Source organism: Bradyrhizobium sp. BR14999 (genome assembly GCF_056106085.1).
In genome coordinates this window covers 3,972,020-3,998,940 of record NZ_CM148536.1, presented here as the reverse complement: position 1 = coordinate 3,998,940, position 26,921 = coordinate 3,972,020, and the positions used below count along the sequence as shown (strand labels likewise).

Genomic DNA, 26,921 nt, shown 5'->3' with positions numbered 1-26,921 from the left:
CCATATCGACCAGACTTGCCAGCCGCCTTGCCATTCAGGCATCGGCCTTCTCCACCCTCGCCTCAGCCTGTTGGGTCCGGAGTACCATGCCGCCGGCAACGCCGACGCCTATGACGTACATCCAGCCCTCGTGAAAGTCGAACAAGTGTGAGTTGAACAGCGAGGTGAAGACATTCTGCACCACCACCAAGAGCCCGATCCAGTTAGCGAGCCCACCGCCGCGAAACAACAGCAGATGCAGGATCCAGATCGCGTAGAGAACAGCGACGCCGATAACGCCCCATTGCACTGCGACGTTCAGCGTCTGGTTATGCGGGTTGCCTATCACCTCGGCCGAGGCCTTGTAACCGCTGCCAGTCGCCACCTGTTCGAACAGTCCGCGCGTCGAGCCGGTGCCATGTCCCTTGAACGGTGCCTCCGCGAAGAAGCCGACGGATTTCCGCCAGAATTCGAGCCGCAAGCCCATTGAGGTCGGCTCGCCCCTTTCCACATAGCCAGTGTACTCGCTTGAAAACCTCTCAGCGGTCTGGCGCAAATGCGGCGAGGCCTGCCAGGCGAGAGCTGCGCAGGCGAGAATAGCGGCGGAGATGATCGCGATACTGCGCCATTTGAGGTGAAGCAACGCGAACACGCCTAACATGATCGGAATGGTGACGAGCGCCGTGCGCGACACCACCACGAAGGCCATGTTGACGAGGAAGCTGAGCGCCAGCGCGGTGAGCAGCCCGGCCAGCCAGTAACGCTTCTCACGCAGCAGCGTCACGACCGGATAGGCGAGCGCAACTGCGCAGAGCGCGAATTCCTGGCTTTGGTCGATGTAATTCTTCACGAAGATGCCGCGTTCGCGCGGATCGGTCTTGAGCGCGAGGTTGGGATAGAAGGCGACCAGCCAAGACATCACCGACAACAGCGCACAGGATGCCAGAAAGGCGACGAGCACCCAATGGCCGCGCTGCGAGCGCTCGAAATGGTAGAGCAGGACGGGCAGCACGAGCAACTTGACGGTCGGATTGACTGCATACAGGCGCGCGCCCCAGGCCGCATCCGACCAAAGCGTCCCGAGTAGCGCGAGAATGACTAGTGCGATCGGCGCCGCGCAGATCGGACGCTTCAGCGATTGCAGGAACGCGCGGAGGTCGAGAAACGGCACCATGCAGAGCAGCATCAGGGCGTTGAAGATGCCCGCAAGCGACGTCGACCATGGCAGCGAAGCCGCGGTCAGCACCGCGAGAATGTCGACCGTCTCGCGCCAGGCCACCGGGCTGCGCAGGCGCCGCCCGAGCATCTGGCCCGCCGTCTCGCGGGCGAGCGCCGTCACTTGTCCCCTCCCCGCGCGCGATGTACCAGCGCGGTGGTGCTGAAGCCCTGGAGGATATCGACCAGCACGACCGTCCCGCCCGCGGCCTCGACGACCTCGTGACCGACGACTTGCTCGCGGGTATAGTCGCCGCCCTTCACCAGCACGCTGGGCTTGATCTTGGTGATCAGCTCGATCGGCGTGTCCTCCTCGAAGATGAAGACGAGATCGACGGCCTCCAACGCAGCTAGCACCTCGGCACGCGCGCGCTCGTCCTGGACCGGGCGATCGGCGCCCTTCAGCCGCCGCACCGAAGCGTCGCTGTTGAGACCCACGATCAGGCGGTCACAGGCGGCGCGCGCCGCGGTCAGCACCTTGACGTGGCCGGGGTGGAGGATGTCGAAACAGCCATTAGTGAAACCGACGCGCTGGCCCTGTCTCTTCCATTCGGTGAGTTGCGCGTCCAGCGCGCCCAGCTCGAGCACGATTTTCTCCTCGGCAGCGAGATAGGCGTGGGGCAGGATCTTTCGCCGCAGCTCGGCCGCGCTCACGGTGGCGGTGCCCTGTTTGCCGACGGCAACGGCGGCGGCAGCATTGGCCATGCGCAGCGCCGTGTCCCAGTCCGCGCCCGCTGCGAGCGACCCCGCAAGCGCGGCGGCGACGGTGTCGCCGGCGCCAGAGACGTCGCGCACCTTCACCGGAAAAGCCGGAACATGGACGGCCTCGCCGCTGCGCGGCACCAGCGTCATGCCGTGCTCGCCCAGCGTGACCAGGATCGCCTCGCAATCGGCGAGTCGCATCACATCCTCGCTGGCATCGACGATGCTCTGCGTGGTGTCGGCGCGGCTCCGCGTCGCCTCCGAAAATTCCTTGCGGTTGGGCGTGAGCAGCGTCGCGCCGCGATAGATCGCCCAGTTCAGGCTCTTGGGATCGACGATGACGGGCTTGCCGAGCTTTCGCGCAGCGTCGATGGTGTGGCGGATCACGCGTGCCGTCAGCACACCCTTGGCGTAGTCGGACAGCAGCACGATGTCGGCGCGCGCGATCTGCGGCAGGATCGCCTCGATCAGTTTCGTCTCGGTGGCATCGGAGGCAGGCCCCGCCTGCTCCCAATCCGCACGCAGCAAGTGCGTGGAAAAATGCTCGGAGACGAAGCGGACTTTTCGCGTGGTCGGGCGCGAGGAGTCGGTCACCAGAACGCTGTCGATGCCGGCGTACTCCGCCAGCGCCGAGGCGAGCCGCCTGCCCGCATCGTCCTCGCCGACGAGGCCGACGAAGATGCAGCGCGCGCCGAGGGAGGCGACGTTGCGCGCGACGTTGCCGGCGCCGCCGATATGGATCTCGCTGCGCTGTGCCGAGATCACCGGCGCGGGCGCTTCCGGCGAGATCCGCGACACCTCGCCATAGACGAACTCGTCCAGCATGATGTCGCCGATGCACAGCACCGTGCGGCCGCCGATGGCTTGTGCGAGGGCATCGAAATCGAGAATGGGTGTCGGCATGATCGAGGGGCCTCAGCGGAAGCGGTCGGGCCGGTCGAGATAATCCCCGACATAGGCCTTGACCGCGTCCTCGAGCGTCGTGAAGCCGCCGTTATAGCCGGCGCGGTGGAGACGATCGACCTTGCTCTGGGTGAAGTATTGATAGCTGCCCCGGATCGCCTCGGGCATGTCGATGTATTCGATGTTGGGCCTTTTGCCGAGCGCGGCATAGGCTGCCAGCATCAGGTCCTTGAAGCTGCGTGCCTTTCCGGTCCCGACATTGAACAGGCCGGAGACCGACGGAGTCGCGAGCAGCCACATGACGACGCGCACGACGTCGTCGACATAGATGAAATCGCGGCGCTGGTCGCCGTCTTCGATGCCTTCACGATGCGACTTGAACAGCTGCACGACGCGGCCCGCTTTCACGTCGTCGAAGCGGCGCGCCAGCACGCTCATCATCGAGCCCTTGTGGTATTCGTTGGGGCCGAACACATTGAAGAATTTCAGGCCCGCCCATTGCGGCGGCAGCCGATCGCCGTTCGCGACGCGCTGGGCAACAGTGAGGTCGAACAGGTGCTTGCTCCAGCCGTAGAGATTCATCGGCCGCAGCTTCTTCAGCGCCGGCAGCGAGGCGTCGTCGTCAAAGCCGTCCGCGCCATCGCCGTAAGTCGCCGCCGATGAGGCATAGATGAACGGCACCGCATTCGCCGTGCACCAGTCCAAGAGGCGCATCGACAGGCGGAAATTGGTCTCGATCACGAGATCGCCGTCGATCGCAGTGGTCTCGGAAATCGCCCCGAGATGGATCATGGCGTCGAGCTTGCGGCCCTTCAGCCAGTCCCCCAGCTCGGCTGGCGGGACGATATCCACAAGCTGCCGCTTGGCGAGGTTGCGCCATTTGCCGTCAGAACCGAGGAGATCACAGACCACGACGTCGCTGCGGCCGGCCTCGTTGAGCGCGGCGACGACATTCGATCCGATAAAACCGGCCCCGCCGGTCACCAGCAACATTCCACCTACCTGCCCGATTTCTGAAAGCCCGGTCCTGCCGTAGCGCATGATCCGGCAAAGTGTAAGCGGTTTTGGGATCGGTCCTCAGCCGGCTTTACCTGCCGGCCCGGAGCGGCTAACCGAACGGACATACAGCTCGCCTTCGGCCCAATTAACAAATGAATATAGATTCGCAACTTAGTGGACATCCAGACCGGGACAACACAAGCCCGATCCTGATCATTCCCTACATGTGGATCGGCGATTTCGTCCGGAATCACACCGTCGTGGGGGTCCTGAAAGAGCGCTGGCCCAACCGGCCGGTCGATCTCCTGACCACCTCCCTGTGCGCCCCGCTGGTCGATTACATGCCCGGCGTGCGCGCTGGGATCGTCTGGGACCTGCCGCGCGGCCGACTCGCCGTGAGTCGCCAGTTCAGTCTGGCAAAACTCCTGCGCGAGCGGAACTACGGCACCGCCCTGGTGCTGCCTCGGACTTGGAAGGCGGCCATCGCGCCCGCGCTGGCGGGCGTTCCTGAACGGGTCGGCTTCGTCGGCGAGTTCCGCTTCGGCCTGATCAATCACTGGCGCTGGGGCGAGAAGAAATTGCCCCGTTTCATCGACAAGAACGCCGCCCTCGCCCAGCCCGACGGCGCGCCGCTGCCTTCGGAATGGCCGGTGCCGCAATTGCGCGTCCCCGCCGAGGAGATCGTCCGCTGGCGGCAAGCCAATGGCCTCAGTTCCGGCGCAGCCGTGGCGCTGGCCCCCGGCTCGGTCGGGGTGTCAAAACGCTGGACCTACTATCCCGAGGCCGCCCGGTTGCTGGTCGAGCGCGGCCTGGAGGTCTGGGTGGTCGGCGGCCCCGCGGAAAAGGGCCTCGCCCAGGAAATCGTCGCTGCCGGTGGCGCGGGCGTGCGGGACCTCACCGGCAACGATTTGCGCAATGGCGTGCTGGCCATGGCCGCGGCCGGCATCGCCATCTCCAACGATTCCGGCCTGATGCACATCGCAGCCGCCCTGGGCACGCCCACCATGGGCATCTTCGGCCCGACCAGCCCCTACCTCTGGGCCCCCCTCAACGGCCTCGCCGCGACCGTCGTGCAGGACAAGAGCGTGCTGTCCTGCCAGCCCTGCCAGAGCACGATCTGCAAGATGAACGATCACCGCTGCATGCGCGACATCGCGGCGAGCGAGGTGGTGGCGATCGCGCAGCGGGTGCTGGGTGAAGTGGGGGCGCGGGCGACGACGTGAGCGGGGCGGGCAGCGCCAATGATGACATCCTGCCAGTGTTTTGCCCGACAAGTCAAACGGAATTCGAAAAATCCGCAAGCGACAACATGAACCGCCAAGCCATTGATTTTGCTGACCGCGGCTACTGTGCATGGGGTTGTTTTCGCACTTTTTGTTTGCACCCACGAAAGCAACGCTCAGAGCAGCGGCCGATAGACCTCGCCGATCCGCGCCGCCTCCGCATCCAGGCTGAAGCGTTCGAGCACCCTTGCCCGTCCGCGCACGCCCATCGCGGTCGCTGCGGTTACATCGCGCATCAGCGGCTCCGACGCGGCGACCAGCGCATCGACATCGCCCGGCGGAACCAGCACGCCGGTCACACCGTCCTCGACCACGAGCTCGGCCGCACCGGCGCGTGCGGCGACGAGGGCGCTGCCGGCCGCCATCGCCTCGATCAGCGTCAGGCCAAAACCTTCGTTGCGTGAGGTGAAAGCGTAGATCGTCAATCGCTGATACCAGCGCTGCACCGCTTCGATCGGCAACTCGCCGGTGATGACGATGCGCGATTGCAGGCCGGCGGCCGCGATGCGCTGCTTCAAGTCGTTGGCAAAGGGCGTCTGCTCGGGCGTGACCTGGCCGACGATCACAGCGGTGAAATCGGGGTAGCGCGGCAACAGCCGGCACATCGCATCGACGAACACGTCGGTGCCCTTCTGCGCGCGCACGCGGCCGAAGCAGCCGATCGCGTAGCGGCCCGGCAGCGCCGCTTCCGCGAAGGCAGCGGCGCGATCTGTCGGCGGTGCGTAGACGTCGGTGTCGACGCCATGCGGAATCACGGTTGCCTTCACTTTCAGGAACGATGCCGAGATGTCGCTCGTTGCGATGATCGCATCCATGCGCCGGATCAGCCAGCGCGTGATCCAGCTGTGATGCCGCTGCGCCGCCGAGGTGAACACGAGTTTCAGTGGCCAGCCCAGCGCGCGCAACGCGACGCCGGCGATCATCTCGTTGTTGCGGCGCGCATGCCAGATCAGCGGCGCCTTGCGGCGCCATAGTTTCAGGAAATCCGCAGCGCTCAGGCGCGCAATCCCCTCCGGCGCATCGGAGCCGAACCACGCCGCGCGATACAGTTTCGCCAGCCGCGGCGCCACCATCCGATTGGTCGCGGTGACCCCGGAATAGCGCCTGTGCAGATTTGGCACGATCACTTCGAGATCGCCGGGGAAATTCGCCACGTCATACTCCGTTTAGCAGGTCCCCTATACGCAACATTAAGCATAGTGACCAGTTCAGCCGCGCCGATACCCCCTCTTCACCACGCCAGCGCTAGTTTTGCGCGTTGATCGAAGACGGGTGAGATCATGACTGTGCTAGTCACCGGCGGCGCCGGCTATATCGGAAGTCACACGGTCCTGGCGCTGGCGGAAGCCGGCGAGGACGTCGTCGTGATCGACGATCTCTCCACAGGTTTCTCCACCTATCTGCCGGAAGGCGTGCCGCTGTTCATTGGCGATGCCGGCGACGAGAACCTGCTCGAAGGCGTGATCGCGCAGCACGACATCGAGAGCATCATCCATTTCGCGGGCTCGGTCGTCGTGCCGGATTCGATGCGCGATCCGCTCGGCTACTACCGCAACAATTTCACGACCGCGCGCAATCTGCTCAACGTCGCGGTCAAGCGCGGCATCGGCCGCTTCATCTTCTCCTCGACCGCCGCCGTCTACGGCAATCCGGACCAGGTGCCGGTGCCCGAGCACGCGCCGACGCGGCCGCTGTCGCCTTACGGCTCGTCGAAGCTGATGACGGAGATCATGCTGCACGACGTCGCCGCTGCCTTCGGTATGCAATATGTGACCTTGCGCTACTTCAACGTCGCCGGCGCCGATCCGCAGGCGCGCATCGGTCTTGCCACCGTCGGCGCCACGCATCTGCTCAAGATCGCGGTGGAAGCCGCCACCGGTCAGCGCGCCAAGATCGACGTGTTCGGCACCGACTATCCGACCCCGGACGGCAGCTGCATCCGCGACTTCATCCACGTCACGGACCTCTCGCAGGCGCATCGCTCCGCGCTGGCGTACTTGCGCAATGGCGGCGCCTCGACGACGCTCAATTGCGGCTATGGCCGCGGCTATTCGGTGCTGGAGACAATCGACGCGGTGCGCCGGGTTTCGGGCCGCAGCTTCGCCGTGCAATACGCCCCGCGCCGGCCTGGCGACATCATGACCATGGTCGCCGACACCAGCCGCATCCGCGGCCTGCTCGACTGGAAGCCGCAATACGAGGATCTCGAGACCATCGCCGCGCATGCGCTGGCCTGGGAGGACAAGCTGTTCCGCGAGCGCCACGGCGAGCTTCGCCACGCCGTCTCGGCCTAGAATCATCCCGAGCGCAAGCCCTTAATTGGGCTTGAAAAACCCCGCTTGAGCGGGCACAGAGGCCCATCGATCCCTGACGCGCGGGCAGGCTTTGTCCTGCGCCGTCAATGGACACCGGATGGCCCAGTTTCCAAAGAAAATCACCGACGATCCCTATGCGGCAGCGGTCCTGGTTCGCCGCCTGGTCATGGAACAAGGGGTCGTCTACTGGCGGCGCTACCTCGTCGCCTTTGCGCTGATGGCGCTCGCCGCAGGCTCAACCGCATGCGCGACCTATGTGCTTGGCCAGGTCATCAACCAGGCCTATGTCGACAAGAACATCCCGGGCATCGCGATGTTCTCGGCCATCACGGTGGTGCTGCTGTTCATCAAGGGCGTGGCGACCTACGGCCACATGGTGATCCTGACCAAGATCAGTAACGCCATCCTCGCCACCAACCAGCGCCAGCTGTTCGCCAAGCTGATGCGCGAAAGCGTCGGCTTCTTCTCCGAGCGGCATTCGTCTGAATTCCTGGCGCGGCTGACCGCCGGCGCCAAGTCCATCACCGACGTGCTCAACATGCTGGTCAACGCCATCGGGCGCGACCTGTTGATGCTGCTCGCCATGATCGGCGTGATGGTGTGGCAGGACCCGCTGATGTCGTTCATCGGCCTCGTCGCGGTGCCGCCGGCGATGCTGGTGCTGCGCAAGCTGGTCAAGCGCATCAAGGGCCTTGCGCATAACCAGTTCACCGGCACCGCCGACATCCTGGAGACGATGCAGGAATCGCTGCAAGGCATCCGCACGGTCAAGGCGTTCACGCTCGAAGACACCATGCAGAACCGCATCGACGAGAACATCGCGGTCGTCGAGCGCAACGCCAACAAGATGGCCCGCGTCGCCAACCGCTCCAATCCGCTGATGGAGATGCTCGGCGGCTTCGCGGTCGCCGGCTGCCTGATGTACGGCGGCTACGCCGTGGTCGCGCTCAATGCGACGCCCGGCGCGTTCTTCTCCTTCATGACTGCGTTCCTGATGGCGACCGAGCCGGCCAAGCGGCTGGCGCGGCTCAATATCGACCTCAACAGCCAGCTGGTCGGCGCGCGCATGCTGCTCGAGGTCGTCGACAGCCCGGCGAGCGAGCAGTCCGACGACGACAAGCCGGCGCTGAAGCTGTCAGATGCCCGCATCGAGCTGCGCGACGTCAGCTTCTCCTATCGCTCAGGCGAGACCGTGCTGAACCGCATGAGCTTCATCGCCGAGCCCGGCAAGGTCACCGCGCTGGTCGGCCCGTCCGGCGGCGGCAAGTCGACCGTGCTGGCGCTGCTCTTGCGCTTCTACGAGGTGACGCAAGGCGCGATCGTGATCGACGGCCAGTCGATCAACTCGGTCTCGCGCAAATCGCTGCGGGCGCAGACCGCCTATGTCGGCCAGGACGTCTATTTGTTCCGCGACACTATCCGCAACAACATCGCCTTCGGCCGGCCGGGCGCCAGCGAGGACGAGATCATCGAGGCGGCGAAGGCGGCCTGCGCGCATGATTTCATCATGGGCTTCCCGCTCGGCTACGACACCCCGGTGGGCGAGCACGGCACGCAGCTCTCCGGCGGCCAGCGCCAGCGCATCGCGGTGGCGCGCGCGCTGATCAAGAACGCGCCGATCATCCTCCTGGACGAAGCCACCGCCGCGCTGGATTCGGAGTCCGAGCGTCAGGTGCAGGAGGCGATCGAGCATCTCTGCCAGAACCGCACCACCCTCGTGATCGCGCACCGCCTGCACACCATCATGCACGCAGATAGCATCCTGGTGGTCGAGGGCGGCGAGATCGTCGAGCACGGCCGGCATGACGAGCTCTTGCGCCGCTCCGGCCGTTACGCCTCGTTCTTCCGCCTGCAACATCACGATGCCGGCGCACTGGCGCCGATCAGTGCAACCGCATAGAGTTCCTTATCAACCCCAAGAGCCGCGAGACCGCTTCATGAACGCCGCCTCCTACGTCATTCCGCTTCCGCCCCAGGCTTCGCTTCCCGTCGTCGGCGAAAGCGGCCGCTATCCGGTGCGCCGCATCTGGTGCGTCGGCCGCAACTATCTCGAGCACATCCGCGAGATGGGCAATGACGAGCGCGCCCCGCCGTTCTTCTTCGCCAAGCACGCCGACATGCTGGTGCCCGACGGCGCAACCATCCCCTATCCGCCGCTGACCAAGGATCTGCATCACGAGGTCGAGCTGGTCGTCGCGATGAAGAGCGGCGGGCTGAACATCCCCGCCGACAAGGCGCTCGACCACGTCTACGGTTACGCCGTCGGCATCGACCTCACCCGCCGCGATCTCCAGATCGCCTCGCGCAAGAAGGAGCGTCCCTGGGAGATCGGCAAGTCGTTCGACGGCTCCGCCCCCTGCTCCGCGGTGCAGCCGGCCTCGAAAATCGGCCATCCCTCGAAGGGCAAGATCTGGCTCACGGTCAATGGCAAGGAAGCGCAGAAGGGCGACCTCACCGAGCTGATCTGGAACGTGCCGGAGATCATCTGGCAGCTCTCGCAGCAGGTGAAACTCGCCGCCGGCGACATCATCATGACGGGCACGCCGGCCGGCGTGTCGCAGCTCCAGGTGGGCGACAAGCTCGAATGCGGCGTCGACGGCATCGGCACGCTGAAGGTCGCGATCGGCCAGCCGGAATAGGCAGACCTCAAATCAATGAAAAAGCAAAAGCCTCGGACGTCACGTCCGGGGCTTTTTTGCGGCCTCAAGTTCACCGCTCATGCGCGCCCGCCGCGTTGATGTCCTTCCCGGTGTAGTCGGTCATCATCGCGGTTGCGACCAGCGTCATGACAGCGCAAATCGCGATGTAGACCGCGATTGCGGTCGCTGAGTGGAACGTGCCGAACAGCCAGGTTGCGATCAGCGGCGCCGGGCCGCCGGCGATCACGGATGCAAGTTGATAGCCGAGCGAGGATCCGCTGTATCGCAGGCGTCCGGTAAAGCTCTCGGCGATCAAGGCGGCTTGCGGACCGTACTGCATGTCGTGCGGAATCAACGACAGGATGATCGCAAGGAAGATGATGGTTGGCGATCCGGTGTTGAGCAGCGCGAAATAGACGAAGCCGAAGATGCCTGTCACGGCAGCGCCGATCATGTACATGTTCTTGCGGCCGATCTGATCGGAGATATGTCCGCACAGCGGGATCGAGACGAACGACAGGACCGAGGCCGAGAGCACCGCGGTCAGCAGGAAGTCGCGCGAAACGTGCAGGGTGCCGATGCCATAGGAGAAGACGAAGGCGGTGAAGATGTAGAACGGCGCCTGCTCCGACATGCGCGCGAAGGCCGACAGCAGGATCTCCTTCGGGTATTCCCGGATCACCGTCAGCATCGGCGTGCGGTCGACCTGACGTTCGGCCACGAGCTTTGAGAACACCGGCGTTTCGAGAATGCCGAGCCGGATATAAAGCCCGACGCCGACCAGGATGATGCTGAGCGCGAACGGAATGCGCCAGCCCCACGCCAGGAACTGATCGCCCGCCATCTGGCTGAACGCCAGCACGGCGAGATTTGCGAGGAACAGGCCGCAGGGCACGCCGAATTGCGGCCATGACGCGATCAATCCTCGGGATCGGTCGCTGCGGGCCCATTCCATCGACATCAGCACTGAGCCGCCCCACTCGCCGCCAACGCCGACACCCTGAATGAATCGCAGCACGGTCAGGATCACCGCGCCCCAGATGCCGATGCTCGCATAGGTCGGCACCACGGCCACTGCGGCGGTCGCCAGTCCCATCAAAAGCAGCGTCGCAATCAGCGTCGACTTGCGTCCGATTCGGTCGCCATAGTGTCCAAAGATTGCCGCGCCGATCGGGCGCGCGATGAAGCCGACCGCGTAGATCGCAAACGCCTCCAGCGTGCCAACCCAGGGGTCGGACTGCGGAAAGAACAGCTTTGCGAAAACCAGACCGGTGACAGTGCTGTAGAGGAAGAAATCATACCATTCGATCGCGGTCCCTACCGTGGACGCGATCACCGCGCGACGAAGCTGGCGCTGATGCTCGGATGCAGTAAGTCGGGTGGCATCAAGATCGAGTGTTGCCATGGGAGCGTTTCCCTTGGACAGCCCCCCGGTTGCGCATTTTTCACCGATTGTACGTTGAAGAACAAACGAGATCAGGTTCCGAGGGTTCCGGCCGAACTGGAACGAGAGTGTAAAACTTTAGTCGGCCAATAAAGCCGGCGGCGCACGCTGGCCGATGGCTTGGCTCTACCAGGCTTTCACCGGCCGATTGGCGTGGCTCGCCTGGGGCACTCCTCGGTTGAGCGACATGTGGGAATGCACACACAGCCAGCCGTTGGCGGTCTTGGAGAACACCATCGTTGCCCGGCCGGGGCGTGGAAACGGGCTGCCATCGGAATGATAGCCCGTGCTTGTCCACGGCGCGATCACGGTCGCCATCGTGCCGTCGGACGATGCCAGGATCGAGGTCTGATCGAGCACGAAACGAAAATCGGTCGTCTTCGGCCAGACGTTATCCCATTGCGTCGAGACCCATTGGTCGAGGCCGGGGATGACATCGTTATGCGTGCCGAAGGCGAGCACATCCGGATGGAAGAGCGGTCTGGCCGAGGCGTAGTCGACTTCGCGGACATAGCCCGCGAAGGTATCCAGCCACTGGCGGAAGAACCGCACGATCTCCGTATTCGCGACCGGCAAGGGGCTCATCGCGAGGCGCCGATCACCGCAACGCCGACAGCACGATGAGGCCGAGGATCAGCGCCGTCAGCGAATATTTCAGCGTGTAGTAGACGTTGCGGTTCCACTCCTTGACCTTGCGGCTGCCGAGATGGATCTCGTAGAGCTTGCCGAACACCTTGTTGAGCACGCCGACATTCTCGCCGTCGACGTTCTGGGTCGCCGACGCCTTGACGATGTGATGGCTGACCCAGCGGTTGATCGCGGTCATGAAGCCGAACTTCATCGGGCGCTCGACGTCGCAGAACAGGATGATGCGGTTGACGTCGGTCGCATTCTCGGCGCTGTGGATGAAGGTCTCGTCGAACATGAAGGCTTCGCCGTCGCGCCAGACGCATTCGACGCCGTCGACGAGAATCCGGCATTTGTTCGAGTTCGGCGTAACGAGGCCGAGGTGATAGCGCAGCGAACCCGCGAAGGGATCGCGATGGGCGCCGAGCTTGCCGCCCGGCGGCAGCATCGCGAACATCGCGCCGTGCACGCTTGGGATCGAGTTCAGCAGCTCCACCGTCTTCGGGCAGAGCGTGCGCGCCGAAGGCAGGAAGTCATCGTACCATTTCAGGTAAAACCGCTTCCAGCCGCTCTTGAAGAAGGAATAGAAGCCCCAGTCGTTGTTCTTGGCAGCGGCGCGGATAAAACCCTCGTCGAACAGCCGCACCGCTTCGTCGCGGATGGTCTCCCAGTTCTCGCTCAGGGGCTTCAGCTCGGGAAATTGATCGACCGAGATCACCGGCTTGTTGGGCACGGCCGAGCCGGCATACATCAGCACGTTGTAGGGTGCGAGATAAGTCGAGTGATCGCCGAGCTGGCGCGCGAAGCGCAGCCGCTGCTTGCCGCGGAAGTGAACGTAAATCGTCGAAGCCGCCAGCACATAAAGAATGACAAGTTGCGGCGCAAAAAGCTGTTTCAGCATTTCCCCAATCCCAAGTGACCCAGCCGGTGTGTCGTGTAGCCCGACGGGGCCCGAGCGGCAAGATATTCACCGCCGGGTTGCAATCACGCTGGGGAGAGCCCTCGAGCGGAACTTGGGGCCGAAACCGCCCAAATCAGGCCCGCGACAGCGCCTGGAGGCCCTTGAACGTCAGGCGCTTGGGATCGGTGACGCCAGCGAGGTAAAGACGGCGGATGAAGGCGATGACGGCGTCGCGGTCGCAATCGGTCAGCGCGACGACGGCGTCGACCGCGATTCTCTGGGCTTCCATTGGGCTCACCTCGGCCTTGCGAGTCACCCCGGCCGAGACAGGCTAGGACCCATCCGTTAATCCGGCGTTAACCGTTGGGCAGGATGGCCGATTCAGACGGGCGCCCGAATACGCAAACAACATCGGCGGGCGGGCCGCCCCGCCCGGGCCTCGGCGATATCCTGATTCCGATGCGCGCTAGTCGGCGCCGGACGTTCTCGCATTGCGTGTCAATGATTTCAGCAATTCGGCTTGCTGTCGCACCAACTCATACTGCTTTCGCGCATGTGAGCTCGACAACTCGACCCACTGCGAGAGCGTTCTCACGCGGCTCAACTCGCGCGTATACTGCAGGGTCGCGCCTGCATTCACTTTCATCAATTCGAGCACGACCGCGTGGCACTCAGCGGCAGCTCCGTCCAGGACGTCGCTTTCCGGGCTGGCAATATCCTTCGTATATTCGAACGCAGTATGCACGCCTAACTTCATTGCCTCGAGGGCATGCGTCTGCATCTCTTTGGCGATCTCCACGGCGAGAGCGGAGGTGTTGCTGGCACTTTGGAATTGCGTTGAACGCAACTCCACCTTCGTAGACGGGCACGTCGCGACGTTGTCGATTGCCGCGGGAATGGTCGTCTCCGCAGGCACCTTTCGAGCAGGCGTCTTTCGAGCAGGCCTCTTGGCTGCCCGCTCGCTCCGGAGTCCATCGCCCCGTGGGACGGCGACCGGATCAGGCGGCGTCTCCAAGAGGCTCTCGTCGATGCTACGGCTCACCGCCGCAGTCAGATCCACCAGCGACCGACGTCTGGCGCGTGCGCCATCAGCAGGCTGTCTCGACCGTGCCTTGCCCATGATGATTCGACTCCGCGAAGATGTACTCCGAAATCCAGCGCCACAGCCCAACGATCTCGTCCGAGGCTTTTCCGTCCGGCGCAAACTCGGTGACGCCCAAGCCTACCCCGAGCGCATCCTGATGATCGTTGCGCTGTCCAATAAAGGGAAGCGCAAGCACCCCAAGCGAGTTGAGCGACGTGGCAGCTTCACTCAGTCGGCACCCCCGTGTGGGCGTCTGATTGAGGATGAAGGCAAACCGGCGGTTACCCCTACGAATGGCCAACAGTGTAGGGATGGCAGCTTCGATATCGGCCGGGCTCGGACGCGCCGGAATGAGACAGAGGTCGGCATTGGTGATGGCGCGCAGCGCCAAGGCGTTGTTCGTGGCGGCCGTGTCGATGATTGCGAGCCCAATCCCTTCAGCCTGGAGCCGAGACAGCACCGGCTCGATCTCTGCCGGATCCGCAACGCACTCGACACGAGGAAAGGAGTTCTCGCGACGCTGTTTCCATTTCGAGATGGTGCCCTGCGCGTCCGCCTCAATGAGAGCGACGCGCTCTTCGCGTTCCATCGCGGCCACTGCAAGCCCAACGGCCAGCGTACTCTTACCGCTTCCGCCTTTCTGCGTGACCAGAGCAAGCACGTGCACGTCCCGCGCTCCCATCAATGCCAGCGACGCGGAACTCAGGCGCTGTCGGAACTAAATTGCATGCAACGCAACAATACTACTTCAAGTCGCGGCTCGCCTCAAGCGATCGACCGGTTCCTCCGGCAACATACGGAGATCAGGAATACTTCATCACGCCGTCGTCAATCCGGCCGAAGCGCAAGGAGACGATGTCGAGCGCGTAGTTCTGATAGAGGCGCCACGGCCGCTTCGAGCCCTGCTTCGGCATCTTGGCGATCGAGCGCTGCACATAACCCGAGGTGAAATCGAGCGAGGGCTGCGCGGTGATCGTGGCATCGTCATTGTGCGGCATGCACTGACGGAAATTGTGCCGGTCCATGTAGTTGATGAGCCGGCAGACATATTCGCAGGTGAGATCGCATTTCAGCGTCCACGACGCGTTGGTGTAGCCGAAGGCGGAAGCCATGTTCGGCACGTCGGCATACATCATGCCCTTGTAGGTCAGCGTGTTGGCGAAATCGACGGCTCGGCCATCGACGCTGATCTCGAGCCCGCCGACGACCTGGAGCACCAAGCCCGTCGCCGTCACGATGATGTCGGCGGCAAGCTCGCTGCCGTCCTTCAGGCGAATACCGTCGCACGTAAACGTGTCGATCTGGCTCGTGACGACGGCGGCGCGCTGCTCGCGGATCGCCTTGAACAGATCGCCGTCAGGCACGAGACAGAGCCGCTGGTCCCAGGGATTGTAGCGCGGCGTGAAATGGGTCGCGACATCGTAGTCGGGGCCGAGTGCGATTCTGACGCCCTTGAGGATGAGATCCTTCACCTTCGCCGGCCGGCGCCGGCTGAGCTGAAAGAAGAACACCCCCCACATCACATTGCGCCAGCGGATCAGGTGATAAGCAAGCTGCGTCGGCAAATTGCGGCGCAGCTTGTTGGCAACGGGATCCTGAGCGGGGCGCGACACCACGTAGGTTGGCGAGCGCTGGAGCATAGTGACCTGCGCCGCTTTCTTGGCGAGCTCCGGCACCAGGGTCACTGCGGTCGCGCCCGAGCCGATCACGACGATACGCTTGCCTGAATAGTCGATGTCCTCGGTCCATTTCTGCGGATGCACGATGCGGCCCTGGAAATCCGCCGTGCCCTTGAATTCCGGCGTGTAGCCCGCCTCGTATTTGTAATAGCCCGAGCACATGAACAGGAAATTGCAGGTGAAGCGCACGAGTTCGGTTGCGCCCTCGCCCGCAATGCGCTCGGCCTCCACGGTCCAACGCGCCTCCGGCGTCGACCACGATGCGCGCTTGACGCGACGACGGAAGCGGATGCGCTGCTCGATGCCGTTCTCGGCTGCGGCCTCGCGCACATAGTTCAATATCTGCGGCCCGTCGGCGATCGCCTTCGGGTCGGTCCACGGCTTGAACGAATAGCCGAGCGTGAACATGTCGCTGTCGGAGCGGATACCGGGATAGCGGAACAGGTCCCAGGTGCCGCCGATGCAATCGCGTCCCTCCAGGATGACGTAGCTCTTGGTCGGGCACTTCGTCTGCAAATGATAGCCCGCGCCGATGCCGGACAGGCCGGCACCGACGATCAGCACGTCGAAATGTTCATTGGCTTCGGCCATGGCGCTTCTCCTGATCACAGGATGGCAGCGCTACGCCAAATTGCAACGGTCAGGGGATGGTGGCACCGTAGACACAGGCAGTGTCGAAATACTCGTGAAATTCGATCGCCTTACCGTCCTTGAAGCGCCAGAAATCCACCTTGGGCGTCTTCGCGACCTTTCCGGTTTTCTTGTTCGTCCATGCGCATTCGCCGCGCGCGACCACGGCATCGCCCTGGGCAACAAATTCGTTCATCGTGTAGTACTGCATGCTCCACTCTGCCAGCAGGCCATCGAAATAGCCGCGCAACTCGGTGCGGTCGTCATAATACTTGGCGAAAGGTACTTGCTCGGCTCCCCGCGGAATCGAATCGAACTTGATCTGCGGGCCGATGACGTTGTCGAACCAGTGATCGACGCTTTGCCCCTTGCTGTCGTTCCACTGGCGATAGGCTTCCTTCAACAGCTGAACGTTGGCTTCGCTCGACATCGCATTCCTCCATATGCATTCTGACAATGAACGTGAAAAAAAGGCCGCCCGCTGCAAAAGGTGGCGGGCTTGTTGCGGCTCCACCTGAAAGCGTATCACATGGCGGACCAACAAAAAAAGGCCCCGGATCGCTCCAGGGCCTTGTGTCGCAACTGAAAGCGATCAGTACCGATAGTGATCCGACTTGTACGGACCTTCCTGCTTCACGCCGATGTAGTCGGCCTGGTCCTTGCGCAGTTCGGTGAGCTTGACGCCGATCTTGGCGAGGTGCAGGCGGGCGACCTTCTCGTCGAGGGACTTGGGCAGCACGTAGACCTTCTTCTCGTACTTGCCGTCCTTGTTGTTGGCGAACAGCTCGATCTGCGCCAGCGTCTGGTTGGTGAAGGACGCCGACATCACGAAGGACGGATGGCCCATGGCGTTGCCGAGGTTCACGAGGCGGCCTTCCGACAGCATGATGATGCGGTGCTTGTCGGGAAATTCGATCTCGTCGACCTGCGGCTTGATGTTGGTCCACTTCAGATTGCGCAGAGCGGCGATCTGGATCTCGTTGTCGAAGTGGCCGATGTTGCAGACGATGGCGCGATCCTTCATCGCGCGCATGTGCTCGATGGTGATGATGTCCTTGTTGCCGGTCGCGGTGACGAAGATGTCGGCGCGAGGCGCGGCGTCTTCCATGGTCACGACCTCGTAGCCTTCCATTGCGGCCTGGAGCGCGCAGATCGGATCGACTTCCGACACCATGACGCGGCAGCCGGCCTGGCGCAGCGAGGCCGCCGAGCCCTTGCCGACGTCGCCGAAGCCGGCGACCATCGCCACCTTGCCCGACAGCATCACGTCGGTGCCGCGGCGGATGCCGTCGACCAGTGATTCACGGCAGCCGTAGAGGTTGTCGAACTTCGACTTGGTGACGCTGTCGTTGACGTTGATCGCTGGGAACAGCAGCGTGCCCTTGTTGGCCATCTCGTAGAGGCGATGCACGCCCGTGGTGGTCTCTTCCGAGACGCCTTTGATGTTCTTGGCGATCTCGCCGAAGTAGCCTTTCGGCTTCTCCTTCAGAAGGCGCTTGACCAGCGCGTAGAAGATCTCCTCCTCCTCCGAGCTAGGCTTGTCGAGGAAGGCAGTATCGCCGTTCTCGGCACGGACACCGGCATGCACCAGCATGGTGGCATCGCCGCCGTCATCGAGGATCATGTTCGGCGTGCCGCCGCCGTGCCAGTCGAACAGGTTTGCGGTGTAGTCCCAATATTCGGTCAGCGTCTCGCCCTTGACGGCGAAGACGGGAATGCCGGCGGCGGCGATCGCGGCCGCTGCGTGATCCTGCGTCGAATAGATGTTGCAGGAGACCCAGCGGATGTCGGCCCCGAGGGCGGCCAGCGTCTCGATCAGCACCGCGGTCTGGATCGTCATATGCAGCGAGCCGGCGATCCGCGCGCCCTTGAGCGGCTGCTTCGGGCCGTACTCCTCGCGTGTGGCCATCAGGCCGGGCATCTCGGTCTCGGCGAGCGAGATCTCCTTGCGTCCGAAATCGGCGAGCGAAATGTCCTTGACGATGTAATCGGTGAAGCCGGGCTTCGCGTTCATTGCGAGTGTCCTGTTGTTGAACTCGTCATTCCGGGTCGCCCAATAGAGGCGAACCGGGAATCTCGATGTGACGGATAAGGATCCCGGGTTCGCTCGCGTACCGCGTGCGCCCCGGGATGATGCGTAAAACTAGAGCGCGCGCTTGAGCGGCTCGACGAGGTCGGTCTTCTCCCAGGAGAAGCCACCCTCATTGTCCGGCGTGCGGCCGAAATGGCCATAGGCCGAGGTGCGCGCGTAGATCGGGCGGTTGAGGTCGAGATGGGTGCGGATGCCGCGCGGCGTGAGATCCATCGCCTTGGCGACGGCCTTCTCGAGCTGGTCCTCCGACACCTTACCGGTGCCATGGGTGTCGATGTAGATCGACAGCGGCCGCGCGACGCCAATGGCATAAGCGAGCTGGAGCGTGCAGCGGTCGGCGAGACCGGCGGCAACGACGTTCTTGGCGACGTAGCGCGCCGCGTAAGCCGCCGAACGGTCGACCTTGGTCGGATCCTTGCCGGAGAACGCGCCGCCACCATGCGGGGCCGCGCCGCCATAGGTGTCGACGATGATCTTGCGGCCGGTCAGGCCGGAGTCGCCGTCTGGGCCACCGATGTAGAACTTGCCGGTCGGGTTGATGTGCCAGATCGTCTTCGGCGTGATCCAGTCCTTCGGCAGCGCCTCGCGCACATAGGGTTCGACGATGTCGCGCACCTGCTTGGAGGTGAGGTCCTCGATCAGATGCTGGTGCGAGACCACGATCTCGCGCACGCCGACCGGCTTGCCGTTCTCGTATTGCACGGTGACCTGGCTCTTGGAATCCGGGCCCAGCACCTTCTCGCGGCCGGAGTGGCGCGCTTCGGAGATGAGGCGGAGGATCTTGTGGGCGTAGAAGATCGGCGCCGGCATCAGGTCGGGCGTCTCGTTGGTGGCGTAACCGAACATAATGCCCTGGTCGCCCGCGCCTTCTTCCTTGACCTCGCCCGGCTGCAGCGCATCGACGCCCTGCGCAATGTCGGCCGACTGCGGATGCAGCAGGATCTCGATGTCGCAGGTCTTCCAGTGGAAGCCTTCCTGCTCGTAGCCGATGTCCTTGATCGCGCCGCGGACGACGCTTTCGATCTGCTCGTTGGTCACTGATTTCGGACCGCGGGTCTCACCAGCGATCACCACCTTGTTGGTGGTGGCCAGCGTTTCGCAGGCGGCGCGGATGGCCCAGGGATCGATGCCCGCCTTCGGCCCTTCACGATAGAACAGATCGACGATCTCATCGGAGATCCGGTCACAGACCTTGTCCGGATGGCCCTCGGACACGGATTCGCTGGTGAAGAGATAGGACGCGCGCATCAGTAACCCCTTGTTCCGCCATTAGCCGGCGGGCGTTTGCGATGTTTACTTTTGATGATGTCAATCACGCCGACGCGAGATGACGTAGGATTCGTCGAGAAACCAGAGCCCGTTGTACTTTCGCAGCACGTCCCTGGCGGCATCCAGAGTGCGGCCGTTTTGAGTCATTTCTGTCAACCGGTCGTCCTCAATCTGAGCGACATACACCGCCGCATTCCACGCTGCAAAGGCCGTCGAGGTACCAATGGTGCCGGTGACCTCGTTGGGCAGCGCTTCCATATCATACCTGAAGATCGAACGGTTGTCCGCGTAAGCATTAAAATTTAGGTCGCGGCCCACCGATCCTAGTTCATACTTAACCGCACGCAGTAGCTCATGACGGCTGACTGAGAAAGGGTTTTCTCCAGGCCAGATCGCCTGGATCATTTCCATGCCCGGATCCTGGCCATGGGAGTGGATTCCGATCAGCCTGCCGCCAGGCCGGAGCGCCCGCGCCAAGGGTGCAATGATGCGCTTGGCCCGGAAATTGACCGAGGACAGGGCCCGGTAGGGCTGGGATGCGATGACGAGGTCGAAATTGGCCTCGGTCTGGCCCGGTCGCGGAATGGTCGAATCCAAGAGAAACCTGTGGTCCTCGCGATAGAGCACGAGGACGACAGGCCGCTCGTAGAGCGGCATGGCAGTGCGTGGGCTGATCGCGGCGCGCCAGTTCTGCTCCAAGAACGGCCGCAGTTCCGCGATCTGCTGCTCGAACTCGCCCGATGAAGCGCCGCGCAGCGGCACCTCATGCCAGACGGTGGCCGCCGCCGCCGCAGGCGATGCCGGCGTCAGCCAGGGCGCCTCCGCGTAGAACATGTTGGTGAAGACAAACACCGACGCCGGATGCTCGAAAATGCGATCCGGCACCTTCTCCAGCGTCAGGCGCAGGTCCTCGAGACTGAGCTCCTTACCGGCGACATAGAACGGCATGTTGGGAAAGCGCTGGTGCGTTGCGCGCAGCACCCGCGCAAGCACTGTGCCGTCGCCCACGCCCGCGTCGAACAGGCGTAGCGCCGGCGGGCGCGGATGGATGGAGCTTAGCTCCAAGGCGACCCTATCTGCGATCACCCGCTTCTCGCTGCAGGTGTGGACGAACAGCAGGTATTTCTGGCGGTTCTCGAAGAAGCGGAAATTGCCGCGCGGGTCGCGCTTTTCCGGCGGCACCTGCAGTCCTCGCGGCGGCGGCACGCCGCCGGCCATCGATGCGGCCATATAGGCCTGGATCCGCTCCAGCGTATCGATGGTGATGCGCTTTCCCTCGCGCAGGCGATGCACCAGCTTCCCATCGTTCACCGCGCGCCGACCGAAGGTCGATTCCGCCATGTCCGCCTTGCGGCAGAACTCGGTGATCTGGCTCAGGATTTCGTCGTTTTTCATCGGTGGGACGCGGTGGGCAGACGGATTGGGTCCTGCGTCCTAGCAAATTCTGCCCACCGGGGGAAGCACATGTTCGAAGCCGAGAAATGTGGCATTGGGAGAAGGAGCATTGCCACCACCCTCTCGGTGCCATCCCGGCGAAAGCCAAGACGACATTGGGAGACAGCGCACAACGAGCGCAACGAAGCAATCCAGAGTCCCGCAGTTGGATTGCTTCGCCGCGCTCGCAATCAATGAGTATGGGCGACGGCATCGACCTCTCTTCTGCCCGGATGCGCTGAAATTGAAACCTGCATACCTGTTGCTTTAAGGGCCCGCGCCTCAATCGTCATTCGCGGCAACTTTCCCAATCTACAGAATGTGGTGATCGCTGGATCGGCGTCTATAGTGAGCCTGTATGTCGAGCTGCATGACAGGGGCATGGTAAGCTTCGAGGGCAATATGGGTCATTGGTTGCGCGAGTGGAGCTCAGTGGAGGCCACGAGCGGTGGATTCATCAACGCTGACAACGGCTTTTCTGTCGCGCGTGGCAGTTCTCATGCCATTCGTAATCGATATTGCGCAAATCGCCTTCACCAATCAAACCGTAGCCTGCGGTGGCAACCCTGCTTGAGGGAGTCCGCTCAAATTGCGAATGTTTTCGACAATTCGGAGATTTTCTATTTCTACCCACGCTGACGGAGAGGCTTTGCTGGTTGCCCTCGCGTGCACTATGGTTGGCGGGGACGTCGTCGTGATCGTCTGGCCGTCCCAGTTGCTATGTCAATCGCAAATTGGCGATCGACGAAAACCTACTGGTTGACGGCAGTGACAAACGGCGATCGATTGAACCATCCCCCACAGTGATTGTTGGTGCCTCGCGTGATTGTCATCTTTGGAAGCAGCTCCGATCTCGGGAACCGGCTGGCCAGCTCGTTGCGAGCGTCAAACGTGCGAGTATGCACAGTATCCCGCGACGCGCACGCTGATCGCGTGGCTGATCTCGAGACTGGGCACGGAGTTGCCGAGGCGATCGCCGCAGCCTCCACGATTGTCTCGTGCGCGCATGCCAAGTTTACGTCGAAAATCCTTCAGAATTGCCATCCAGGTCAGGCGGTTGTTTTGACGGGATCGGCCTGGCGGTATCTTCGCAACCCTAATCCTGGAGCGGGGCAAGAACTTCTTGAGGCTGAAGCACAATTTCTTGCAAGTGGCGTCCCGGGGGTGATGATCCACCCGACCATGATCTATGGCGGCTCACATGAATATAATGTCAGGCGCATTGTAAGCGCGCTTAGCAGATTTCCTATCGTGCCGGCCCCAGGCGGCGGAAAACACGTCGTACAGCCAATCTTCATCGATGATGTCGCGCGCTGCCTTCATGTTGCCGCAGTCGCCACCTGGCAGACTTCATCCGTCGTGCCGATTGCGGGACCTCCGCTGAGGTGGCGTGAGATGGTTGCGGAGACGGCACGAGCGTTGAACCTGCGACGTCCCATAGTGCCGGTTCCGTTGCGGCAGAGTATTGCCACCATGGAGCTGTTGAAGCGGGCCGGGCTCACGAAGCTTGACCCTAGCATGCTGCGTCGCTTTGCCGAAGACGTGAACATCGCGACTGATGAGATGGTGCGGCGCTTTGGTGTGGTACCGCGCCCTTATCGGGATGGTATTCGCATTGCACTTCAGGAGTGGCAAAGAGCCGGCTTGGCCCCTCTTTGACAATAAAGGAGATCGAATTGACCGACGCCCGAATTCCCGCGACCAAGCGGCCCCTTCAACAGCGCGTTTGAACACCAACAAAAGCGGCCGGAGCCATCTCTCTCGAGCTCGAAGAAGTGATCATTCTCGATGCTGGAGGCGGTGGCTGGAGTGCCGCTTTCGTTCGCCATGGATCTCGACTGGCGCAGGCAGGCGTTAAGAGGTTGGGCCATCAGCGCCCGATTATTCCAAACGTTAATGATTCGTGAATTGCCTGTATCCGAGCGTCGTATTGATACTGATTCGGGTATGGTGGCGGTGTTGGTCATTACTGGCTGCGTTGGCGTCTTGGCGGTAGGCGCCACATTCGCGGCGCTCATCTATTTCGATGCTCGGGCTGAACGCAGACGCCAACGATGAGGCGGCCTATCCGTATTTCCGGTCCGGCCTCCCTGGCCTCCCGAAAAAGGCGTTTAGGCCGAGATCCTTTCCTCCACGCGCTTTGGAAGCATAAACGAACGCCACTTGGTCCGGTTCCGGCGGTGTGACGGCACTCGGCATATGCAACACATTTGTCGCTCATCACGACCGGCACCGGATCGCCAACTACGACGATACTCGGCAATGCGGCAGGAAGCTCGAGCGGCAACTCGATGTGTACTGACCGACGATCAGTCGATCAGTCGCGCCTAGATTTAGGTTCAACGCGTAATTTGTCGCCGCATCACCATCAATGCAGCATCGGGTACGGTGCGGCAGCTATTTCAGCGCGGCTATGGCGACTAAGCCAACTGTGATCAGACAGACGGACACTAGCTTTGCAGCTGTGTGCCTTCTCGGAGGAAGAGCATTCCGATGATAGCCCCGAACAACACGCTGCATTCTCGAAACGCGGCGACGTTTCCGACCGGATTGTAGCTGAGCGCCCAAACGAAAACGGCAAAGGCAACAACGCCAAGAACGCCAGCGACGATTATTTCGATCTTGGCAGCTATACATTCGGACCAAAGCTTCGGTCCTCGAACTAAACGAGTCAGCGCCACAAAAGAAATGCTGTCGATCACGATGAGCCACGCAGTAAACGAGGCCCAGCCCGCACCTGCACGAGCCCCCCACGCATCTGCAACGGAGTACGCTGCTACCATCAGAACTCGCTGCTAGAGCCGACAGCAAGGAACGTGCAGGCATCATGGAAGAGATCCGGTCAAGCATAAGCCAGAGGGTGCCGCATACGATCAAACCCACGGCAACAAATTGTCGGGCGTCAGGGAACTCATCCAGCATTAGATATGCGAGCGCGGCCGCGAAGAGCGGAACAAAACCGCGCGCTATCGGGTACACCTTGCTGAACTCGCTTGATACGTAAGCCTGCCAGAGACTGACCTTATATGCCCATGTAGGCCGACAGACAGGGCCAAAATCACCAGCACAGATCCTGATGGCACTGGGACAAAGGGCAGAAGCGGAAGGGTGACGACAGAGCTAACGACCCCCATACCGGCCAGAATAGGCAGTCCGTTGCCGCCTTTCACCATGGCATGCCATGACGCGTGAAGTAGCCCGGCAACGAGCATCAAGCTTGCTGCGAGAGGATCCAACCTAGATGCCTTTTCCGGGAGCCCAGGAGGCGGGACGGAAATACGGATAGCCGGCTCGAGTGAATGCCTGTTCTGCTATCACCCGACTGGAAGGCGACATTGGCAAAGACCCACAGCCAGCTTCGCTGAAATAGTTCAGCTCAGACATCTCCCCGTCCGACGGTTTGCACACCCCACCAGTCACAATGCCGCGGAATGCAATCGTCGTGTAGTACGCTACATCGCCATTCGGATACTGCACAAGAAACTCGGGCCCGCCGAAGACTCCGATTATTCCGGTCAGCGTGACGTAGAGGCCAGTCTCCTCGAAACACTCACGAACGGCAGCGTCGGCTGGCTGCTCGTTCGGATCAACGCCCCCACCGGGAAGCGTCCAAAGCCTGGTCTCGGCGTCTTTGCCCAAAAGAAGGCGCTGCTGCTGATCGAAAATCGAGATCGAAACCGCAGTCAACGCAACGAGATCGTGGCCGACTTTTTGGCGGACCGTACGGAGGTATTCGGAAATCGGCATTAAGCGAACTCGGTCAACTTCGTTCCCAAAGCGATGCCCGAGCGGCATCCAGTCGTCAATACGGTGGAACCCCAACAGGCAATAACAATTGTTTTGCAGGCAGGTGGTGGAGGGCCATCGCCATGACAACCGAATATCTCGCCGCAATCGCGATAACCGCCGTTGTCTCTGGCGCTGGCTGGATAGTGTATTCCGTCAAATCCAGTGACTATTGTCCACAACCGTCAGCCTCATCTGTCGCAACGCTTTTTGCGCCCTGGCCAGTCATTTGGCGCTGCTATGGGCCACTCGGTCACGAAGCACGAGGCGGTGCAGATGGGTTTGCTGGGATGAGTAACTGTCGCCCCCCGCTACACAACTTGCGCCGCAGGAGAATGCAACGGCCGGCGTGGCGACCTCTAAGCCGCGTTAGCAGCACGCGGCCGGCATCGGATCATCAAAGGCCCGCCCCCTTGATCATCTAGTGCTCCGATACCCATTGGGCCCGGCGGCTTGCCGGTTAAAATCTGCCACTCGACAGCCTGACACCATCCGGCCAGCCTGAGGGCCACGGAGTGGCTGCAGTGTTAGTCAGAGCAATGAACCAGGACGCCGCGTACGCCAGTTTCGCACATCTCCGAACGTGATCTTTTGAGGCCGCGCGCCGCGACCAAAGCAACACTGGGCAAATCGGCAAATTATCAATTCCTTGGGCCCCAGAGCCTGCCAGACCTGTGAATAGCTCCGGGCTTTACCGCTCTAAAATTCCTTACGGCGCCGAGCGACCTCCTTGAGTCCTTTGACCCGCTGCGATTCAGGAGCCGATCGTATCGCGACGTTTAGCTCTGCGTCGTTGTTGTTGCTGGCAAATGTACGCCGCCAGACGAGCGGCTGAGCCTCATGGGTCGATCGATTAGCACTAGCACTAGGTGAGCGACAAGAAGCGCTAGCACCGCATGAATCATGCCGTGATTGAGCTCCGGATGCGAATGCCAGACCACGGTCGTCATGATGAACAGTATGGGGTAGTGGGTGACATAGAGCGGGAAGCTGAGATCACCCAAATATAGGAGTGTATGGCGCACCTTGTCAGTCATCGCAACGTTCGGCGGAAAGAAAAGTACTGCAATAGTTGCGATCCAACTCGCGTGGGTCAATGCCTTGACTCGCCAATTGACCATCCAAAGGTCGGTTGGATGCGTGAGGCATACCCCGCAACCAATCAACGCACAGATCGCAAAGGCTACCTTGTTCCTTGGATGGTTATAGGCAAACCAGCCGGTGAGCCAGGCCCATGCAAAGGTAATGATCTCTGTGCCGTACGGTGTGAGCGTGTAGTCGGTGCCTGCAAAGCGGGGCCAGATCATCATCAGGATGCCTGACACGACGATCGCGCCGAGTAGGATTGCATGATGGACGCGCGCGATCGCAGGCGCGCAGACGTAGTAGATCGCCTCGATCGAAAGAGACCAAAGCGGAAACAACATCATGATGAAGTTTGGAGCGAAGAATACATTCAGAAGCAGTGCGTAGCCGAGCCACTTAAGCAGGGGCGGCATTGGGTAAGGTATTTCGTGCAGGCCCAGCAAAGTCGGGCCAAGCACGAAATAAGTGCAGAGCGCCGCGGCGACGGTGAAGAAGTGAGTGGGTAGGATCCGCAATGCCCGCCTGCGCAAATAACCATCAGGCTGCTTGGCGATGGAGTGATGAATGCTGAAGCCGGAGATGGCAAAGAAACAGATGACGGCCATCAATCCAGAACGGGATGGGACCGGAAGCGCTCGCGATTCCAGCCCGAAATTGTATGTGTGCGCGGCCAGCACCCAGGAGGCAAAGCCGAAACGCAAACCACCAAGCACAGGCCAAATGCTACGGGGAGCAGCCTCGTCGCTAGACAAGTTCATCGTGAGGTGAATGTAATTTTCCGCTTCGACCAAGCCAAGCGACGTAAATGGCCGGGACAAGCCCGGCCATCATGTTGTTTGCGCTGCTTGACAGGG

24 protein-coding genes are annotated in these 26,921 nt (G+C 62.1%); 6 read left to right on the top strand and 18 right to left on the bottom strand.

The window, feature by feature from the left end; translation table 11 throughout:
* Nucleotides 1-34 precede the first annotated feature (34 nt).
* Genes ACR9YP_RS18340 through rfaD form a run of 3 tightly spaced genes read right to left on the bottom strand, consistent with a single transcriptional unit; the run spans nt 35 to nt 3,792 of the window.
* On the bottom strand, nt 35-1,318 hold the full coding sequence (locus ACR9YP_RS18340; RefSeq protein WP_474220698.1) for an O-antigen ligase family protein: 1,284 nt from the start codon (nt 1,316-1,318) through the stop codon (nt 35-37).
* Nucleotides 1,315-2,799 (bottom strand): D-glycero-beta-D-manno-heptose-7-phosphate kinase, encoded by a 1,485-nt coding sequence (gene rfaE1 / locus ACR9YP_RS18335; RefSeq protein ID WP_474220697.1) that lies wholly within the window; start codon nt 2,797-2,799, stop codon nt 1,315-1,317. The genes ACR9YP_RS18340 and rfaE1 overlap by 4 nt, the downstream gene beginning before the upstream one ends.
* Nucleotides 2,800-2,811: 12 nt before the next feature.
* Complete coding sequence (gene rfaD / locus ACR9YP_RS18330) at nt 2,812-3,792, bottom strand: ADP-glyceromanno-heptose 6-epimerase (RefSeq protein ID WP_474220696.1); 981 nt, start codon at nt 3,790-3,792, stop codon at nt 2,812-2,814.
* Nucleotides 3,793-3,950: 158 nt separating this feature from the next.
* Between rfaD and waaF the strand changes: the two genes are divergently transcribed.
* Nucleotides 3,951-5,021: a lipopolysaccharide heptosyltransferase II gene (gene waaF, locus ACR9YP_RS18325; RefSeq protein WP_474220695.1), complete on the top strand. Its 1,071-nt coding sequence runs from the start codon at nt 3,951-3,953 to the stop codon at nt 5,019-5,021.
* Between the two features lie 176 nt (nt 5,022-5,197).
* Here waaF and ACR9YP_RS18320 read toward each other — a convergent pair whose 3' ends face one another.
* Entirely contained in the window at nt 5,198-6,235 is a 1,038-nt protein-coding gene (locus ACR9YP_RS18320; RefSeq protein WP_474220694.1) for a glycosyltransferase family 4 protein, read from the bottom strand.
* 126 nt (nt 6,236-6,361) lie between these two features.
* On the opposite strand from ACR9YP_RS18320, the gene galE reads away from it, so the two are divergent.
* From galE to ACR9YP_RS18305, 3 genes are all read left to right on the top strand, one after another.
* Nucleotides 6,362-7,375, top strand: coding sequence for a UDP-glucose 4-epimerase GalE (gene galE / locus ACR9YP_RS18315; protein WP_474220693.1), 1,014 nt, complete (start codon nt 6,362-6,364; stop codon nt 7,373-7,375).
* Nucleotides 7,376-7,493: 118 nt separating this feature from the next.
* Nucleotides 7,494-9,296, top strand: a complete 1,803-nt coding sequence (locus ACR9YP_RS18310) for an ABC transporter ATP-binding protein (protein WP_474220692.1) — start codon at nt 7,494-7,496, stop codon at nt 9,294-9,296.
* A 37-nt stretch (nt 9,297-9,333) separates the two neighbouring features.
* Complete coding sequence (locus ACR9YP_RS18305; RefSeq protein ID WP_091891937.1) at nt 9,334-10,035, top strand: fumarylacetoacetate hydrolase family protein; 702 nt, start codon at nt 9,334-9,336, stop codon at nt 10,033-10,035.
* A 70-nt stretch (nt 10,036-10,105) separates the two neighbouring features.
* Here ACR9YP_RS18305 and ACR9YP_RS18300 read toward each other — a convergent pair whose 3' ends face one another.
* The 11 genes from ACR9YP_RS18300 to ACR9YP_RS18250 form a co-directional block, all read right to left on the bottom strand.
* Nucleotides 10,106-11,440, bottom strand: coding sequence for an MFS transporter (locus tag ACR9YP_RS18300; protein ID WP_474220691.1), 1,335 nt, complete (start codon nt 11,438-11,440; stop codon nt 10,106-10,108).
* A gap of 165 nt (nt 11,441-11,605) precedes the next feature.
* On the bottom strand, nt 11,606-12,064 hold the full coding sequence (locus ACR9YP_RS18295; protein WP_474220690.1) for a YybH family protein: 459 nt from the start codon (nt 12,062-12,064) through the stop codon (nt 11,606-11,608).
* 13 nt (nt 12,065-12,077) lie between these two features.
* Nucleotides 12,078-13,007, bottom strand: coding sequence for an aspartyl/asparaginyl beta-hydroxylase domain-containing protein (locus ACR9YP_RS18290; RefSeq protein WP_128938827.1), 930 nt, complete (start codon nt 13,005-13,007; stop codon nt 12,078-12,080).
* A 133-nt stretch (nt 13,008-13,140) separates the two neighbouring features.
* The gene (locus ACR9YP_RS18285; protein WP_007612486.1) at nt 13,141-13,296 is read right to left on the bottom strand and encodes a hypothetical protein; all 156 of its coding nucleotides are present in this window, start codon (nt 13,294-13,296) and stop codon (nt 13,141-13,143) included.
* Between the two features lie 177 nt (nt 13,297-13,473).
* The gene (locus tag ACR9YP_RS18280; protein WP_474220689.1) at nt 13,474-14,127 is read right to left on the bottom strand and encodes a phasin family protein; all 654 of its coding nucleotides are present in this window, start codon (nt 14,125-14,127) and stop codon (nt 13,474-13,476) included.
* On the bottom strand, nt 14,096-14,752 hold the full coding sequence (locus ACR9YP_RS18275) for a nucleotide-binding protein (protein WP_474220688.1): 657 nt from the start codon (nt 14,750-14,752) through the stop codon (nt 14,096-14,098). Before ACR9YP_RS18275 ends, ACR9YP_RS18280 begins: the two co-directional genes overlap by 32 nt.
* Nucleotides 14,753-14,894: 142 nt before the next feature.
* Complete coding sequence (locus ACR9YP_RS18270) at nt 14,895-16,361, bottom strand: flavin-containing monooxygenase (protein WP_474220687.1); 1,467 nt, start codon at nt 16,359-16,361, stop codon at nt 14,895-14,897.
* A gap of 49 nt (nt 16,362-16,410) precedes the next feature.
* Nucleotides 16,411-16,830: a nuclear transport factor 2 family protein gene (locus ACR9YP_RS18265; RefSeq protein ID WP_091891919.1), complete on the bottom strand. Its 420-nt coding sequence runs from the start codon at nt 16,828-16,830 to the stop codon at nt 16,411-16,413.
* A gap of 162 nt (nt 16,831-16,992) precedes the next feature.
* Nucleotides 16,993-18,414 (bottom strand): adenosylhomocysteinase, encoded by a 1,422-nt coding sequence (gene ahcY / locus ACR9YP_RS18260; protein WP_474220686.1) that lies wholly within the window; start codon nt 18,412-18,414, stop codon nt 16,993-16,995.
* Between the two features lie 129 nt (nt 18,415-18,543).
* A complete protein-coding gene (metK, locus tag ACR9YP_RS18255; RefSeq protein WP_474220684.1) occupies nt 18,544-19,740 on the bottom strand; it encodes a methionine adenosyltransferase in 1,197 nt (398 codons plus the stop codon).
* 60 nt (nt 19,741-19,800) lie between these two features.
* Complete coding sequence (locus ACR9YP_RS18250; RefSeq protein ID WP_474220682.1) at nt 19,801-21,156, bottom strand: hypothetical protein; 1,356 nt, start codon at nt 21,154-21,156, stop codon at nt 19,801-19,803.
* Between the two features lie 972 nt (nt 21,157-22,128).
* Between ACR9YP_RS18250 and ACR9YP_RS18245 the strand changes: the two genes are divergently transcribed.
* Together ACR9YP_RS18245 and ACR9YP_RS18240 are read left to right on the top strand one after the other, a co-directional pair.
* Nucleotides 22,129-22,854, top strand: coding sequence for a hypothetical protein (locus ACR9YP_RS18245; protein ID WP_474220681.1), 726 nt, complete (start codon nt 22,129-22,131; stop codon nt 22,852-22,854).
* Nucleotides 22,855-22,983: 129 nt separating this feature from the next.
* Entirely contained in the window at nt 22,984-23,253 is a 270-nt protein-coding gene (locus ACR9YP_RS18240) for a hypothetical protein (RefSeq protein ID WP_474220679.1), read from the top strand.
* Nucleotides 23,254-23,645: 392 nt separating this feature from the next.
* On the opposite strand, the gene ACR9YP_RS18235 is transcribed toward ACR9YP_RS18240, so the two are convergent.
* The 3 genes from ACR9YP_RS18235 to ACR9YP_RS18225 all read right to left on the bottom strand — a co-directional run bounded on the left by ACR9YP_RS18235 (nt 23,646) and on the right by ACR9YP_RS18225 (nt 26,858).
* On the bottom strand, nt 23,646-23,978 hold the full coding sequence (locus ACR9YP_RS18235) for an EamA family transporter (protein ID WP_474220677.1): 333 nt from the start codon (nt 23,976-23,978) through the stop codon (nt 23,646-23,648).
* Nucleotides 23,979-24,432: 454 nt separating this feature from the next.
* On the bottom strand, nt 24,433-24,942 hold the full coding sequence (locus ACR9YP_RS18230) for an NUDIX domain-containing protein (protein WP_474220676.1): 510 nt from the start codon (nt 24,940-24,942) through the stop codon (nt 24,433-24,435).
* Nucleotides 24,943-25,760: 818 nt separating this feature from the next.
* Nucleotides 25,761-26,858, bottom strand: a complete 1,098-nt coding sequence (locus ACR9YP_RS18225) for an acyltransferase family protein (protein WP_474220675.1) — start codon at nt 26,856-26,858, stop codon at nt 25,761-25,763.
* Nucleotides 26,859-26,921 lie beyond the last annotated feature (63 nt).